The organism is Treponema sp. OMZ 838, from assembly GCF_000775995.1.
GTDB lineage: Bacteria > Spirochaetota > Spirochaetia > Treponematales > Treponemataceae > Treponema.
In genome coordinates this window covers 625,022-641,269 of the sequence record NZ_CP009227.1, presented here as the reverse complement: position 1 = coordinate 641,269, position 16,248 = coordinate 625,022, and the positions used below count along the sequence as shown (strand labels likewise).

Genomic DNA, 16,248 nt, shown 5'->3' with positions numbered 1-16,248 from the left:
CATTGTTCCGACCCTTCCTCATAATATCATAAAAACTACTCGTTCGCAATCTAAACTGTTACAAGATAAGAAATTAAATCTTTCTTCCATAGTATCCACCGGAACACACCATCAACAGCCAGATTAGGCCTATCTTCGCTAAATAGGATAAAGACAAATCGCATTCAATCTATAGGGCTTTGAACACCAAGCTCACCGCGGTTGAGAACGCGGGTACCATAGCTGCCTTAATATCGTTAGGATCGAAAAACTCTTGGATGGTGCGGATATCGTAATCTGATTCCAGTAGATGTGTTGCTCATAGCGATGTTATCTTGCACTCCAACTATCCAATAAATAATAAAATGGGAATGTTACAAAATGGATAAATGCAATTTTTAATTTTATTCTATTTTCTTGTTTTATTGGAAATGGCGATTTCAATATTACTACAGAATCCAGCTCTTCATCTGATAATTCTCTATTCAGTCCCCAAGCAATAGGATACACAATTAATAATACGCTCGGTACCAAAAGTACAAACAATCGATTTGCCCGATAAAAACCATAACCGAGCAAGAGGCTGAAAATGAGGTTGTCAATAAGTGAAAGAAATCGATGTACTATTTTGAATCTCTGTGTAAATCTATATAAAATAAATAAAATGAAATTTACTAATGCATATAAAAATATTAGTGAAGTAAACTTTTCTTCGGTCATTTAGTTCTTTGCTTTTGCAGGCTATTATAACCTCAAGGATAATATCACAGTATCAATAACATACCCCGACGCAGAGCGCCGGGGTGTAAGGGGTAATTTTTTAATACGGTTCTCCGTTTGCTTTGGGAGCGGCGGAGTTTTTACTGAACAGCACGAGGGCTATCAGCGTAACAAGATAGGGGAATATCTTGAGCCATACCGGCGGTATGCCGCTTAAAGCGGGGATAACCTGCGAGACGTTCGCAACGGTACGGGCAAACCCGAAGAAGAAGGTTGCGCCGAGGATGCCGAACGGTTTCCATTGGCCGAAGATCAAAGCGGCGATAGCCAAGAACCCGAGGCCGTCTACGCTGCCGTTAAATTCTCCCGAATAGGTTACGAGGATAATGGCACCACCTAATGCGGAAAGTGCACCGCTCGCACATACTGCAAAGTACCGCATCCGGTGTACATTGATACCGGCGCTCGCAACAGCGGATGGATGCTCGCCGCAGGCACGCAGCCGTAATCCGAATGACGTCTTATACAGCAGTATCCATGATAAAATCAGTATCGCCAATACTAGCCACGTACTCCAGTATGCCTGCGAAAAGAAAAGTGGTCCTAATACGGGAATTTTTGAAAGCCCGGGGATGTCCTGTCGGATAATGCTTGCAACACGCACGTTGCCTGACCCCGTTACGGTACGGGCAATATAAATCGTCAATGCGGCGGCAAGCATATTGATAGCGGTACCGCTGATAACCTGATCCGCTTTTAGTGTAATCGATGCAAAAGCGTGTAGCAACGAAAAAAGGATACCGGCTATAGCCGCTGCGAGCAATCCTATCGGAATCACAATCCCTGCCGGAACGGAGTGCTGCAATAAATTAATTACAACTGCTGCGGAAAAACTGCCGATCAGCATAAGTCCTTCAAGGCCGAGGTTCGTAACACCGCTCCGTTCGCTGTATAATCCTCCGAGGGAAGTAATCAAAAGAGGAATTGTGTATGCAATCACATAGGGAAAAATTAAGGTTAAAATATGCCACATACGTTATACCTCCTCTGCAGAAAGCCCTGCTGTTTGGCGTGTGCGTATCTTTTTAGAAATCATTCCCCAGAAGCGTTTAAAGAGCAAACTGGTTGCAGTAAAATAGATAATAACCGCAATGATAGTGTCTGCAATTTCCGGTGGAACAATAGTGTTCGCGCTCATAAAGCCTTTGCCGACGTGCAGCACACCGAAGAAAATTGAACTGAGTGCTACTCCGATCGGTGTCCCTGCTCCGAGTAAAGAAACCGCGATACCGTCAAACCCTTGCGAAGGCATTACGCCGATCTGCATATTCAGCGCATAGCCGGTGTAGTAGGTGAGCCCGGCCAAGCCCGACAGACCTCCCGCAATCATCATCGAAATAACGATATTCCGGTTTACTTTAATCCCTGCATATTCCGCACAGTTGCGGTTATATCCGACTGCTTTTAATTCAAAGCCGAGGGTTGTCTTATCCAAGATGATTTTAAGGAGAATCATTGCAAGAATGCCGAGAAAGATACCGTAGTTTACGTATTCGCTGCTGAACAAGTTGGTAAGCCATGGGGTACGAAGCGAGCGGGTAACGGCAATGGATTTACTTTCCGTTTCAAGATATTCCGCTTTTAAGTAACCCGGTACGATATAAAATACCAGCCAATAGGCAATCCAGTTCATCATAATAGTTGAAACAACTTCGTGTACGTTGAACAGCGCTTTTAATAAGCCGGGAACGACACCCCAAAGAGCACCGCTCACAACACCGATAAGAATCAGTAAAATAAAAAAGAGCGGCCGAGGCATAGCGGTTGCAGATAAGGCAAACATACTGCCGAGCAATCCGCCGATCAGCATCTGCCCCGAACCTCCGATATTAAAGAGACCGGTTTTAAATGCAAATGAGACGGAAAGACCTACTAATAAAAGTGTCGTTGCAGTTGCAAGCGTATTTCCGATACGTTCGATGTTCATCAAACCGCCGCGGAAAAGGTAGGTAAAGGCAATAACAGGATTTTCTCCGATAAAAAGGATGAGAATTGCTCCTGCAATTAAACCGAGCAATACGGCAGAAAGGCTGATTACAAGGGTATTATCCGCAAGAGCCGTGTGTTTTTTTATCATCACTGTTGGCCTCCATGTTTGTGCTTATCTCCGGCCATCATCAAGCCTACTTCTTCAACGGTCGTTTCTTCAGGGCGGACGATACCGGTTAAAGCGCCGCGGTGCATGACCGCAATTCGATCCGACAAGTTGAAGATTTCGTCCAATTCAAAAGAAATGAGTAAAACAGCCCGTCCTCTGTCGCGGTGCTTTACCAATTCTTTATGGATTGCTTCGATAGCGCCGACGTCCAAACCGCGGGTAGGCTGCACGGCGATCAGTAATTCGGGATCGAGGGCTATTTCGCGTCCGAGGATAGCCTTTTGCTGATTACCGCCGCTCAAGTTCCGTGCTGCGGAATAAACGCCTTCGCCCGAACGGACGTCGAATTGTTTGGTGATATCGCCTGCAAATGAGAACATCTTGTTTTTATGCAGGAAGCCGTGCTTTTGGAAAGGTTCTTTGTAGTACGATTTAATGATGGTGTTTTCCGCAATGGAATACTGCATAACCAAACCGTGCTTTTGACGGTCTTCGGGAACCAAGCCCATACCCGATTCGTTGCGTTCGCGGATTGATGTTTTTGTGATATCCTTACCGCAAAGCAGAACAGATCCTTCCGCAACCGGCATTAAGCCCGAAAGTGCATGAACAAGCTCGCTTTGCCCGTTTCCGTCTACACCTGCGATACCGACGATTTCACCCTTGCGTACTTGCAGCGAAAAGTCATTGACGGCAGGTACTTTTTTTGCACCGATAACTTTGAGATTTTGTATATCGAGTACGACTTTGCCGGGTTGTGCCGGCGCTTTTTGCACCTTAAATTCAACCGGACGTCCGACCATCTTTGCTGCCATCTCATTTTTTGAAGTGGTTGCAACGTCTATCACATCGATAAACTTTCCTCTCCGTATAATGGTGCAGCGGTCTGCAACGTCCTTAATTTCCTGTAATTTATGGGTAATGAGGATAATGGATTTTCCTTCTTTTACCAGATTCCTCATTATTTGGATAAGTTCTTCGATTTCCTGCGGCGTTAAAACGGCGGTCGGTTCGTCAAAGATGAGCACTTCCGCATCGCGGTACAGCATTTTTAAAATTTCTACACGCTGTTGCATACCAACCGTTATATCCATAATGCGTGCATTAGGATCGATTTGTAATCCGTATCGGGTGCTTAAATCTTTTATTTTTGTCTCGGCCTTATGCAGGTCAAGAAAAAAACCGCCTTCTTTTCCGAGTATAATATTTTCGGTAACGGTAAAGTTATGTACAAGCTGAAAATGCTGGTGTACCATACCGATACCGAGTTCATTGGCATCATTCGGATTATTGATAACCGCGTGTTTACCGTTGACGAGGATTTCTCCCGCATCGGGGTGATATAAACCGAATAAGATACTCATAAGAGTGGATTTACCTGCGCCGTTTTCCCCGAGAATTGCGTGGATTTCCCCTTTTTTTACCTGCAATGTTATATCATCATTTGCAACAATACCGGGGAATTCCTTGCGGATGTGGCGCATTTCGATAGCATATTGTTCAGACAGATCAGGCCTTCCTTTATTTACACTGTAAACTTTTATCTAATTATTGGTGTTAAAAACCTCTGTTTTCAGAGGTTCCTTATAAACAATTAAAGAAAAATCCGAGGTGTATACATTCATACAGCCTCGGATTCGCAAAAAGAAATGCTTATCGATTAACGGAATAAATCGCCTTGCTTGTCGGCAACAACGATAGCATTAGATTTGATCTGCTGATAAATTTCATCTACTTTCTTTTGTACATCATCGGAAAGGTTGGGATTTTCAGCAGGAATACCGACCGCATCTTCTTTTGCAGTTAAAACAAGTGTCGTTCCTCCCTGGAATTTGCCGTTGAGTTCATCTTTGATCATATCATAGGATGCACGGTCTACATACTTCATTGCAGAGGTTAGAATAATCGACTTTCCATCGGGGAGTAAGCCTTCGTTATACTGATTAACGTCAACGCCGACAACCCATACGTCTTTTCCGACCTGACGGCGTGCTTTCGCTTCGTTGATAACACCAACGCCGACACCGCCTGCTGCTGCGTGGATACAGGTAACACCGCGGTCAAACATAGAAGCTGCGATCTGCTGGCCTGCCGCAATGTCGCTGAATGTTCCCTGATATACGAAATCTTCCGGATGCATTTCGATGTTTGTTCCGAGATTTTCATTGGCGTATTTGATACCCTGCTGCCATCCCCAGTTAAACTTCTGGACAGCCGGAATTTCCATACCGCCGATAAATCCGAAGCGGCCTTCTTTTAACTGAAGTGCTGCGGCAAGACCTGCTGTGAAACCTGCTTCCTGTTCGGCAAAAAGAATACCGATGGTATTCGGACCGTTTTGAGCGTCATACGAATCGGCGGGGTGAGCGTTACCGTCGATGATAACGAGCTTTGCATCAGGATATTTTGTCTGAGCCTTGAAAATTGCAGTTTCAAACTTGAATCCGGGGCAAACGATGAATTTATACCCTGAATCATAAAGGTTGGAAATTTCTTTTACATAGTCCGCTTCAGTTGTTCCGACCGGCTTTAAGTATTTAATTTCAACGCCGAGTTCTTCTTTTGCACGGATAATGCCTTCCCATGTCCCCTGATTGAATGATTTATCATCAATCGTTCCCGCATCGGTAACCATACCGACTTTCATAGCTTTCTTTGCCGGTTCTTCGCTCTTTGTACATGAGCAAATGACAAAGGCACTGAATACCAGCATGGCTGTTCCCATTACTGTTTTAAAGCTTATTTTTCGCATATTTGCGCCTCCTCAAATAAGTTTATTAAGTATACCCCAATAAAAATACCGTGTCAAATCGTTAATATATTCTTTTATAGGATAACCGCATCAGAGTTTTTTGAATATCTCAGACCGTATGTCGCTGCTGGGAACTACCGCCATCTCGTAGTCAAAACTATACACGGATGTATAGTTTTGACGGTAGATGTGCCGTATATTTGCAAAAGATGATAACCCTGCTATACTATTGCTATGAACATTACCCGCAAACTGCCGCTCGGCGTGCAGAGCTTTAAAGATTTACGGGAAAAGGGTTTCCTTTATGTGGATAAAACGGAATACCTTTTTCGGTTAGCAAACAGCAGTAAGGTGTATTTCCTCAGCCGTCCGCGGCGATTTGGTAAGAGCCTCTTTCTTTCAACCTTAGCGGCATATTTCCGCGGGCAAAAAGAGCTGTTTAAAGGTTTGTATCTTGAAAAAGCAGAAGAGGAGCAGGCTGCACAAGAAAACCGAACCCCGTGGCAAGCATATTCGGTGCTGTATTTTGACTTTAATATTGGACAGTATCTTGAAAGCGAAGCTTTGAGCGAACGGCTCGATTCTTTATTAAAGGAGCAGGAAAGCCTATACGGTATACTCGTTGCAAAAGAGGAAAAGCCGTTTTTTGCCTCACGTTTTGAACGGCTGATAAAGGCTGCCTATCAACAAACCGGCAAGCAGGTAGTTATTCTTGTAGACGAATACGATAAACCGCTTTTACAAACGATGGGAATAAATGAAGAGCTGAATGAACACTACCGTAATACGCTCAAAGCATTTTACTCGGTGATTAAAACCTGTGATGAATATATCCGCTTTGCCTTTCTCACTGGTGTTACCAAGTTTAGCAAGATCAGTATTTTTAGCGATTTGAATAATCTCAAAGATATCAGCCTCAATGAAACCTATGCTGGCATTTGCGGTATGAGTCAAACAGAGCTTGAAACAAATTTTCAACCGGAGATACAAGCACTTGCAGAAAAACAAAAGCTCGACTATCCGCAGGCACTTGCAGCCCTAAAGCAATGGTATGACGGCTATCTGTTCCATCCGGCAGGGGAAGGAATGTATAATCCCTATAGCATTCTCAATGCTTTTGATGATAAAGAGCTAAAAAGTTACTGGTTCGGTACGGGAACGCCGACTTTCTTAGTCAACTTTTTAAAAGAAGCGCATTATTATATCCCCGATCTGGACGGAAAAGTTGAACTTGATGAGGATGGCTTGCAAACCTACCGGGCAGTAGCACAAGATACGTTGCCTATCCTGTTTCAAGCAGGGTATTTAACTATCAAGAGATATATCAACGATTTGAGGCTGTATCAGCTGGGGTTTCCGAATGATGAGGTACGGTACGGTTTTTTACAAAACCTGTTACCGGCATACTCCGATATACCGTTCGGTCAAACAGGGGTATGGATAGGACGCTTTGTACAGGACATCCGTAATGGCAAAGTGGATGAGTTTATGGAGCGGATGCAAGCGATTATCTCAAGTATTCCATATGACAACTTCACCGCAGAAAACCTGAAACTGCGGGAGCAGAACTACCAAACAGCAGTGTATCTCGTCTTTGCGCTGATGGGGCAGTTTGTACAGACAGAGGTGCATTGTTCAACTGGTCGGGCCGATTGTATAGTTACGACTGCTGATAGCATCTATGTCTTTGAGTTTAAGCTCTCCGGTAACGGTAGCGCAGAAGATGCCCTCGTGCAGATAAAAAAGAACGGTTATGCTGCACAGCACAAGGCAGACGGGAAAAAGATTGTGCTCATCGGTGCAGGATTTGATGAAGAAAAGCGTACCATCAAAGAGTGGAAAGTAGAGCTGCGGTGATACAAGCTAAATCCCGTACCGATCCTTTTTGTGCAGCACGAAGTAGATGCACACACCGCTACCGCTTTTGAAAACATACTCTCCGTAAGCCTTTTGAAATAGCCTGTCCAGAAGTGTACATCCGTGTACACTTCTGGACGCGAGTTTTTGCGAAGCAAAAACGTCGCTTCTGAGTGGAACCACGGACATCCTCGCCCAAAATGAACACGGATGTTCATTTTGGGCTACGAGTTTGTAAACAAACTCGCTTCTGAGTGGAACCAGTGGCATCCGTGCCAAGTTCAAAAATTGACCTCCTTGTCAATTTTTGAACGCGAGTTTTTGCTGCGCAAAAACATCGCTACTGCGTAGAACCACGGACATCCCTGTCCGTTTTGAAACGTCAAGTATTTATTTTTGTGCAGCACGAAGTAGATGCACACACCTCTACCGCTTTTGAAAACACATTTTCCGTAAGCCTTTTGAAATAGCCTGTCCAGAAGTGTACATCCGTGTACACTTCTGGACGCGAGTTTTTGCTGCACAAAAACATTGCTACTGCTTGAAACCACGGACATCCCTGTCCGTTCTGAAAAAAGCTCTTCCGTAAGCCTTTTGAAATAGACGGTGTAGATGCTAGGAGCGCACAAAAAACACCCGCAGGCGTACTTGTTGTACGTCGAGGACTGTTTTTTGTGAAGCGACAACGCAGATGCACCGTATATTTCAAAAGGACTCGCTGATGGCCCCAAGAGCGTCCACGGCCGCCTCTATCTCTTCCGTCGTATTAAACGTAGAAAAGCTGAAGCGGACAATCCCTTGCGCTTCCGTTTTATAGCTCTGGTGCACAAGCGGAGCGCAGTGGGCACCCGGACGGGTTGCAATGCCGTATCGTTCATCAAGGAGGCGGCTCACTTCAGAAGACGGCACGGTTCCAATGTTCAGCCCGATAACAGGACCGGCATTTTGTACGTTCGGTGCATAGAGCGTGATAAATGGAAGGTCTGCAGCGAGCTTGAAAAAGTATGCGCGCAGCTTTGCTAAATACGCAGCGGCGTTCTCTTGTCCAAGCTGTTCGATATATGCACATCCTGCCGTCAGTCCCGCAAAGGAAGGCACATTCATGGTACCGGCTTCAAAGACATCAGGCATTGTTGCGGGGTGTGTTTTGTCAAAAGAATGAATGCCGCTGCCGCCGGAAAACACCGGCTTAAAAGCAAAGTCGCCGTTCACGACGATGCCGCCGGTACCCTGCGGGCCATACAACCCCTTGTGTCCGGTAAAACAGACAATGGTTTGTTCATACTGCGAAATATCCATCGGCATGGTGCCGGCGCTTTGGGATGCATCGATAATCAGCGTCAACCCATTCTTTCTGCATAAGCCGTAAATTCTCTGCATATCGGGAACGGCGCCGATAACATTGGAGCAGGCGGTAACAATAATCGCCTTGGTATTGCTCCGTATCTGTGCTTCCATTGCCGTATAGTCAAGTTCGCCTGTTTCAAGGTCAAAGCCGATAATCGAAAGCTCCGCCCCCTGATTTTCCAGCTGATAGAGCGGACGCAAGACGGAGTTATGCTCGAGTGCAGTGGTAATGAGGTGATCGCCTGCTCCGAACAAACTTTTGAGCACGAGGTTCAAAGCTGCCGTTGCATTTTGGCACAGTGCAACTTGCAGCGGGTCTGTTATATGGAAAATACGGGCAACGGCAACACGGGTTTTATACAAAGAGGCGAGCGCCGCATGGGCGGTTTTATGCGCAGCACGTCCCGGATTTGCAAACTGCTGAGAGGCAATCGCGTTATACACTGCGTCCGCAACACTGTCGGGCTTATGGAGCGTTGTCGCACTGTTATCAAAATAAATCATACTACTTACCCTTCTGACTATTTCCCAGACATCTTCACCGCGGTTCTGTCTGCACCGTGGACGGTAAGGGTATACACATCCTGATACGCGGCTCCGCTTGTTTTTAATAAGTCAACCGCTTTTTCAGCATCTTCACGGTTGACCCGCAGCGCCATGCCGCAGCCTTCTGAAATTTCCGGAGGGAGCGGGATCAGGCGGGCGCCGGATAGACCGGTCACTGCCATTTCCGCTGCGATTGCCTGATGAGTACTATCAAATGAAATAACGCAAAATACTTCGTTCTGCATAACTTAGGGCTTTACGACCTTATTGGTACGCATAATTTCCGTAATACGGTACATGTTGGTAGCCGAACCGACCTGCAGTTTCTCTTTTAAGCCGTAGAAATCCAAACACAGCCCGCACGCAAGCACTTCCGTCCCCTTTTCCTGCAAGGTTTTTAAATCGTTGACGGTTTTTTCGTTCTCGGTTGCAAGGCGGACACCGGAGTTATACATTACCACCATTTTAGGAATGCGATCCTGTTCAGTCAGCGCATACACAAAGTTTTCCAACAGCTTTGTGCCGAAGCCTTCATCACCGGTGCCCATCTTATCAGAATTGATTACCACAACATATTCGTCAGCGCCTTGTTCCAACACGCTTGTGTCGTTCAAAATAGCACAAGCCTCGCAGCCTTGAAAGTCGTAGAGTACGGTATATTCCGCATCGTTCAGCTTGGTAACGCTTGCTTTGATATTCAGCTGCCCTGCCATCTTGGTCAGGTTCTGAGTCGCAATTTCGTTATCCACCCGTATCAGGATGTTTTCTCCTGCAGTGTTTTCGCGCAATACTTTTTTCGTCATAATGACGGGAATGGGACACACTTTGCCCATCGCATTTACTTCAATCATCATTTCCCTCCATAGATATTGGTAACCATTATTTCACCACAATCGGATAATCCGCACGCGGTTTTATACATCACATTCTTCAGGTTTGCTGTTAGGAGCTTTTTGTAAAACAGCTAAAAACTTTTCTCGCGATCCGTTTTTTGCCCGTTGCTCAATATACTGTTCCGTTTGTAGTGCCGATAATTTTTCTCCTATTGCAGCGGCAATAAATTGATTTATTGAAATGTTATCGATTTTAGCAACTTCTTTTATCATTGTGTGATATGAATCCGGGATTCTAATACTCAATGTGCTCATTTTTGACCTCCATTTAATATATCCATAAATTCCCGCGGTGTTAGCGCAACGATTCCTAACTGTTCCGCTTCTTTGAAATCTTTTTTATTAAATGTTATTATCATCTCACTGTTTGAATGAATCGCAAGCTCCAAAATATGATCATCAAAGCCATCTCTTAAATATGGCCGCCACAAATAGAATAGTTTTATATGCTTTCCAATCTGACATATATAATTTAAAAAATCATTAATATCAGCATCGGAATAGTATGCTCTATTTAAGTGTTTTTTCAAAACTGCTTCATATTCTAAAATAAGCGGAACTGAAATAGCAAAATCAAATCTACCGGTACCGATTTCTTGTAATAACTGATTTGACTTTCCATTTACACTTTTTAATGCCGATAGCATAACATTTGTATCTATAACGACTATTGGAACATCCATAATTGGTATTATATATGATACCAATTATTTGTCAATGTTAATCTTGTAAGCATTTTCCTCCATAGATACTAAGTAACCATTATCTCACCACAATCGGATAATCCGCACGCGGTTCAATGGCACCGATTTGGAATAGACTGATGCCTGCCTCGGCAAAGGCTGGTCTGATTTTTTCCGCTTCGGCAGGGCTGACGGCAAAGAGCAAACCGCCTGAGGTTTGCGGGTCAAAGATGATTTCTTCGAGCGCAAAATCTTTTATGCCGAAGTGAATTTTTCCTTGGGCAAAGTTCCGGTTCCGCTGTCCGCCGGCGGTAAGCAAAAATTCACCGGCTGCCTGATACGCTGCCTCGATATAAGGAATACGGTTTGCGTCAAGGCGGGCGGTAAAATCCGTGCCGGTCATTTCCGAAAGGTGTCCGCTCAAGCCGAAACCGGTTACATCAGTGCAGGCATGAACGGTAAACTTCCGGAGAACCTCGGCTGCGTACTTATTGAGGTAGGTCATTGAGGCAGCGGCTTCGTCAAAGGCAGAACGGGGGACTTCTCCTGCGCTGTAGGCGGTGGTGATAATCCCGATCCCCAGTTTTTTGGTTAAAAATAACACATCTCCCGCCTGCGGGGTGTTGTTCCGCCAAATGCGCTCAGGGTGTATTGTTCCCATCACGGAAAGTCCGTATTTTATTTTGGGGTCGTGAATGGAATGCCCGCCCACCAGCGCAGCGCCTGCTTCTTTTACCTTTTCCGCTCCGCCGGTTAAAATGCTTTGCAGCGCCGCGTATGCATTATCGCGGGTTGCTTCCTCAGGATAGCAGACAATATTCATTGCACATACCGGCTCGCCTCCCATCGCGTACACATCGCTTAAAGCATTCGCTGCTGCAATCTGCCCGAAAAGGGTAGGATCGGTTACCATTGGCGGGAAAAAATCAAGGGTCTGGATGACCGCTATATCGGGTGTCAGCTGAATAACAGCCGCATCATCGGAGCTGTCAAAGCCGACCAATAATCCTTCGTGTGAAGTCTTGGGGAGTGCTTTCAGTAAGGCGCTCAAAACACCGGCGCCGATTTTTGCATTGCATCCGCCGCAGACAAAAAGCGCCTCGCCCTGTCCGCTCGCGGATTTATTATAATTTTCCACGGATTTATTATAATATATGGGGATGCTTTTTACAAGCAAATTTCCGACTACACCCAGGATAAACGCATCAGGCCGTTTTTTTAACACCCCCCACGGAAAAATTGAAACTATTCGACCAGAACTGCCAAGGATGGCAGTAGTTCCACGCAGCAGCGATGTTTTTGCACAGCAAAAACTCGCGTTCAAAAATTGACAAGGAGGTCAATTTTTGAACGTGTCACGGACGGCGGTGATATTACATTCTTTACTGCGTATTTTCGTGTACCCGTACCAAAATCATAGAAATAAACTACAGAATACAGTACAATCTCATCCATTATGAAACAGTTTAAACTGATGGCGGATTATCAGCCTGCGGGTGACCAAGGCGATGCGATACGGCAGCTTGCGGACGGCATACTTGCCGGCGACCGGTTCCAAACGCTCAAAGGTGTTACCGGTTCGGGCAAGACTTTTACGATGGCGAATATCATTCAAGCGGTGCAAAAGCCGACGCTGATTATCAGCCACAACAAGACGCTTGCGGCGCAGCTCTACCGCGAGTTCAAAGGTTTTTTTCCGGAAAACGCCGTCGAATACTTTGTTTCATACTATGATTACTACCAGCCGGAGGCTTATGTCCCGGCGCGAGACCTCTATATCGAAAAAGACGCTGCGATTAACGATGAGATAGACCGGCTGCGGCTTTCGGCAACATTCAGTTTGATGGAGCGGCGGGATGTTATCGTTGTGTCAACAGTGTCGTGCATTTACGGCTTAGGTTTGCCCGAATCGTGGCGCGATTTACGCATTACCATAGAAAAAGGGCAGACCGTTGATCCCGGTAAACTCAAAAAGCAGCTGATCAGTCTGCAATATGAGCGCAACGATGCAGTGTTGGAACGCGGACGGTTCCGTGTGAAGGGCGATGTGATGGAAATATTCCCTGCTTATATGGAAGAAGCCTACCGCATCGAGTTTGACTGGGAAGAGATTGTGCGTATCCGCCGCTTTAGCCCGCTGACCGGCGAAGTGAGCCAAGAATACGAAGAGCTTTCGATTTATCCGGCAAAGCACTTTGTTATGCCGGAGAATGCTATCCCCAATGCCATCGAGCGGATTAAGCAGGAGCTTGATGCCCGTTTGGAAACGCTCACGGCGCAGGGAAAGCTCTTTGAGGCTGAACGGCTGAAAACCCGTACCGAATACGATATCGAAATGCTCTCCGAGATGGGGCATTGCCCGGGGATAGAAAATTATTCAGCGCCGATCGCAAACCGCAAACCCGGTGAGCCGCCTGCAACGCTTTTTCATTACTTTCCAAAAGACTTCCTCCTTTTTATGGATGAAAGCCACGTAACCTTTCCGCAGATCGGCGCGATGTACGAAGGCGACCGCAGCCGCAAGCAGAACCTTGTGGACTTCGGCTTCCGGCTCCCCTGCGCGCTGGATAATCGCCCGCTCAAAATCAATGAGTTTGAAACAATGCTCAATCAGGCGGTTTTTGTTTCCGCAACACCCGGACCCAAAGAATTGCAATATTCTACCCGCGTTGTTGAGCAGCTCATCCGCCCGACCGGTCTGTTAGACCCGCTCATCGAAATTCATCCGAGCGAGGGGCAGATGGAGCATATCTACGGTGAGGTGAAAAAGCGCATCGCAAAGGATGAGCGGAGTCTCATTCTCACCCTCACCAAGAAGATGGCGGAAGACCTTACCGACTACCTCACCGGTCTGGGCTTAAAGGTAAAGTACATTCACAGCGAGGTGGAAACCATCGAGCGGGTAGAAATCCTCAAAGGCTTGAGGGCGGGTGAGTTCGATGTGCTCATCGGAATTAACCTCCTGCGGGAAGGCATCGACCTACCGGAAGTGTCGTTTATCGGTATCCTCGACGCGGATAAAATCGGCTTTTTGCGGTCAACCACCAGCCTCGTACAGATTGTCGGGCGGGCGGCGCGTAATGCCAACGGCAGCGTGGTGATGTATGCCGACCGTATCAGCGACGCGATGAAGGAAACAATAGAAGAAACCACCCGCCGCCGTTCAATTCAGCAAGCCTACAACGATGAGCATGGCATTACGCCTAAAACCATAAAAAAATCGATTGAAGATATTTTGGTACGCGAAACGGAAATCAAAAAAGAAGCCGCCCGCGCCGAAACCGAGCCACTCGTCAACAGTTTTAATATTCTGAACCCCGCCGACCGTAAAAAGCTTATCAAAAAGCTCGAAGCGCAGATGGCTGAATACGCCGATATGCTCCTCTTTGAAGAGGCGGCGGTTGTACGTGATAAGATTGACGAGATTAAAAGATTGGGCTCTTTTTGAAAATATACGGCATATCTACTGCGTCGTACGGCAAAAAAGTGTCCTCAACGTATCAGAACGGACAGGGATGTCCGTGGTTCCATGCAGTTGCGACGTTTTTGCCTAGCAAAAACTCGCGTTCAAAAATTGACAAGGAGGTCAATTTTTGAACTTGCCACGGATGGCGGTGGCTCTCCGCAGTAGCGTGTTTGCATCGCAAACACGTAGTCAAACAATGTACAAGGATGTATATTTTTGGGTGGGGAATATCCGGTAATATCTTATGCGGTCGCCTTGAATTCCTCTTGCGTCGAAATTATCGATTATGCTAGTATACGGCCATGTTTAAATATCCTAAAAGATACATATTCGCTCTAGTATATGTACTCTTAGCAACGCTGCTCTCTGCTCAAACGGTAAGCGGTAAAAAAGATATTGCAGTTTTTAGACTTTCTCATTCAAGATATATCCCTTCCGAAGTTGCCGCAAGAATAGATCAACGGATTATGGGTGTTGTGACTTCTTTTAAACGGTTTAATGTGATTGGTATGGAGTATCGCCTCAACTCAAACAATATTGTGTCCTTTATCGATCAAATCAAAAGGATGAAAGAGCGTCAATCGGATATTTCGGAAACCGTGTTATCGGGAGAAGAGGCTTTTACCCGTGCCGATTGGGAACGGCTTACCGGAGCTTTTTTGGTATTTGCTCCCCGTATTACCGACTATGATGAACGTCTTATGTTTGAAGAAACTGTAGTTGAGGGCAAAAAAGTTATAAAAAAGTACTGGATAGTCAGAATAGAAGGGGCTATATCTATCCTTGACGTTTCCGGTTCCGCGAGTGAGCGGGTTATACCGCTGTCCGTTAGAAAAGTTGCAAAACGGCGTTCCGATGCGGTTGACGAAGCAATCGATTCTTTAATAAGTTCGGTTTATACGGCAATCAAATTTGAACCGGAGTTTGCATTGGCAAGCGGAGTACTTGCCGTTGACCATGAAAATAATACCGTTACAATCGAGCTGGGAAAGGATATCGGTATAAATGCAGGAGATGAATATATCCTTCAAAAATCTATCTCAGTTGCGGGGAAGCAGTCCGTAAAAGAAACCGGTTTGTTAATTATTTCGGAAGTACACGATACTTTTTCAGTTGCAAAAGTGATTTATGCAGACCAGCCGATTGTCGAAGGAGATCCTGTTAAAGAGCTTTTAAAGTCCGGTATTCTACTGCAAGAATATGCAGGTATAACGGTTCCCATTACCGGCGTAATGACAAAAGATTCAAAGGAGTTTTTGCGTGTTCAGCCGACTTTCGGTATACGGGCTGTATACAAGGCAAATTTTCATCTCAGTATATCGGTCGGATATGAGTATGCCATACAACAACCAACCGGAGCATCCGCTGTATTGAGTGCAAAACCGATGCGGCTTACTCCTTTCGGAACAGGATATTTAGGTATCGGGGTTTATAATTTCTATACATCCCGTTTTAAGATTACACCGGAATTACAATTTTGCTTTTCGGGTACATCCGTTGCCGCGCAATCAAATTCAGCAAAGACTTATACCGTTACTGCAACTCAACTCGGTGGGAGGGTGCTTGTATCGGCAGATTACTTTATTTCGCGGAATTGGACGATAGGCGGGAGTGCCGGATTCGGCTATATGCATAATTTACTGAGTCCCGCGCAGGCGGCTGAAAAATTGAAAAAAGAAAGCCTATTTCCCCAGCCGGAACTCGATAAGGTTAATAATTATGTATGGGATGTCCTATCATCACACATGAACTTTCATGTTTTTATAGGAATAACCCGCAGGTTCTAGGCACGTATCTCAATCTAAAGAAACTGTCCAAAAACGAAGTTTTTAGACAGTGGTCTGATA

Annotated in this window: 14 protein-coding genes and 1 pseudogene; 3 read left to right on the top strand and 12 right to left on the bottom strand. The window is 45.6% G+C overall.

The window, feature by feature from the left end; all coding sequences use genetic code 11:
• Positions 1-164 precede the first annotated feature (164 nt).
• The 6 genes and pseudogenes from QI63_RS13205 to QI63_RS02835 form a co-directional block, all read right to left on the bottom strand.
• Positions 165-298, bottom strand: a pseudogene (locus QI63_RS13205) (integron integrase); the annotation flags it as partial.
• Between the two features lie 11 nt (positions 299-309).
• Positions 310-699: a hypothetical protein gene (locus QI63_RS02855; RefSeq protein WP_044013717.1), complete on the bottom strand. Its 390-nt coding sequence runs from the start codon at positions 697-699 to the stop codon at positions 310-312.
• Between the two features lie 100 nt (positions 700-799).
• Complete coding sequence (locus tag QI63_RS02850) at positions 800-1,732, bottom strand: ABC transporter permease (RefSeq protein WP_044013714.1); 933 nt, start codon at positions 1,730-1,732, stop codon at positions 800-802.
• Between the two features lie 3 nt (positions 1,733-1,735).
• Positions 1,736-2,836 carry an ABC transporter permease gene (locus QI63_RS02845; protein WP_044013712.1) on the bottom strand — a complete coding sequence of 367 codons (1,101 nt, stop codon included), beginning with the start codon at positions 2,834-2,836 and terminating at the stop codon, positions 1,736-1,738.
• Positions 2,836-4,341: an ABC transporter ATP-binding protein gene (locus tag QI63_RS02840; RefSeq protein WP_044013710.1), complete on the bottom strand. Its 1,506-nt coding sequence runs from the start codon at positions 4,339-4,341 to the stop codon at positions 2,836-2,838. Before QI63_RS02840 ends, QI63_RS02845 begins: the two co-directional genes overlap by 1 nt.
• 176 nt (positions 4,342-4,517) lie before the next feature.
• Positions 4,518-5,609, bottom strand: a complete 1,092-nt coding sequence (locus tag QI63_RS02835) for a BMP family lipoprotein (RefSeq protein ID WP_044013708.1) — start codon at positions 5,607-5,609, stop codon at positions 4,518-4,520.
• Positions 5,610-5,843: 234 nt separating this feature from the next.
• Between QI63_RS02835 and QI63_RS02830 the strand changes: the two genes are divergently transcribed.
• Positions 5,844-7,466, top strand: a complete 1,623-nt coding sequence (locus tag QI63_RS02830) for an ATP-binding protein (protein ID WP_044013706.1) — start codon at positions 5,844-5,846, stop codon at positions 7,464-7,466.
• Between the two features lie 705 nt (positions 7,467-8,171).
• Here the strand turns inward: QI63_RS02830 and QI63_RS02815 are convergent.
• From QI63_RS02815 to selD, 6 genes are all read right to left on the bottom strand, one after another.
• On the bottom strand, positions 8,172-9,317 hold the full coding sequence (locus QI63_RS02815) for an aminotransferase class V-fold PLP-dependent enzyme (protein WP_044013701.1): 1,146 nt from the start codon (positions 9,315-9,317) through the stop codon (positions 8,172-8,174).
• Between the two features lie 17 nt (positions 9,318-9,334).
• Positions 9,335-9,604: a putative Se/S carrier protein gene (locus QI63_RS02810; protein ID WP_016670444.1), complete on the bottom strand. Its 270-nt coding sequence runs from the start codon at positions 9,602-9,604 to the stop codon at positions 9,335-9,337.
• 3 nt (positions 9,605-9,607) lie between these two features.
• A complete protein-coding gene (gene yedF, locus QI63_RS02805; protein WP_044013699.1) occupies positions 9,608-10,210 on the bottom strand; it encodes a sulfurtransferase-like selenium metabolism protein YedF in 603 nt (200 codons plus the stop codon).
• A gap of 63 nt (positions 10,211-10,273) precedes the next feature.
• Entirely contained in the window at positions 10,274-10,507 is a 234-nt protein-coding gene (locus tag QI63_RS02800; RefSeq protein ID WP_016670442.1) for a toxin-antitoxin system HicB family antitoxin, read from the bottom strand.
• Complete coding sequence (locus QI63_RS02795; RefSeq protein ID WP_044013695.1) at positions 10,504-10,935, bottom strand: putative toxin-antitoxin system toxin component, PIN family; 432 nt, start codon at positions 10,933-10,935, stop codon at positions 10,504-10,506. Before QI63_RS02795 ends, QI63_RS02800 begins: the two co-directional genes overlap by 4 nt.
• A gap of 79 nt (positions 10,936-11,014) precedes the next feature.
• The gene (gene selD / locus QI63_RS02790) at positions 11,015-12,073 is read right to left on the bottom strand and encodes a selenide, water dikinase SelD (protein WP_044016955.1); all 1,059 of its coding nucleotides are present in this window, start codon (positions 12,071-12,073) and stop codon (positions 11,015-11,017) included.
• A gap of 318 nt (positions 12,074-12,391) precedes the next feature.
• Here selD and uvrB point away from each other — a divergent pair, with 318 nt between their 5' ends.
• On the top strand, positions 12,392-14,383 hold the full coding sequence (gene uvrB, locus QI63_RS02785) for an excinuclease ABC subunit UvrB (protein WP_044013693.1): 1,992 nt from the start codon (positions 12,392-12,394) through the stop codon (positions 14,381-14,383).
• 320 nt (positions 14,384-14,703) lie between these two features.
• Positions 14,704-16,188, top strand: a complete 1,485-nt coding sequence (locus QI63_RS02780) for a hypothetical protein (protein ID WP_044013691.1) — start codon at positions 14,704-14,706, stop codon at positions 16,186-16,188.
• Positions 16,189-16,248 lie beyond the last annotated feature (60 nt).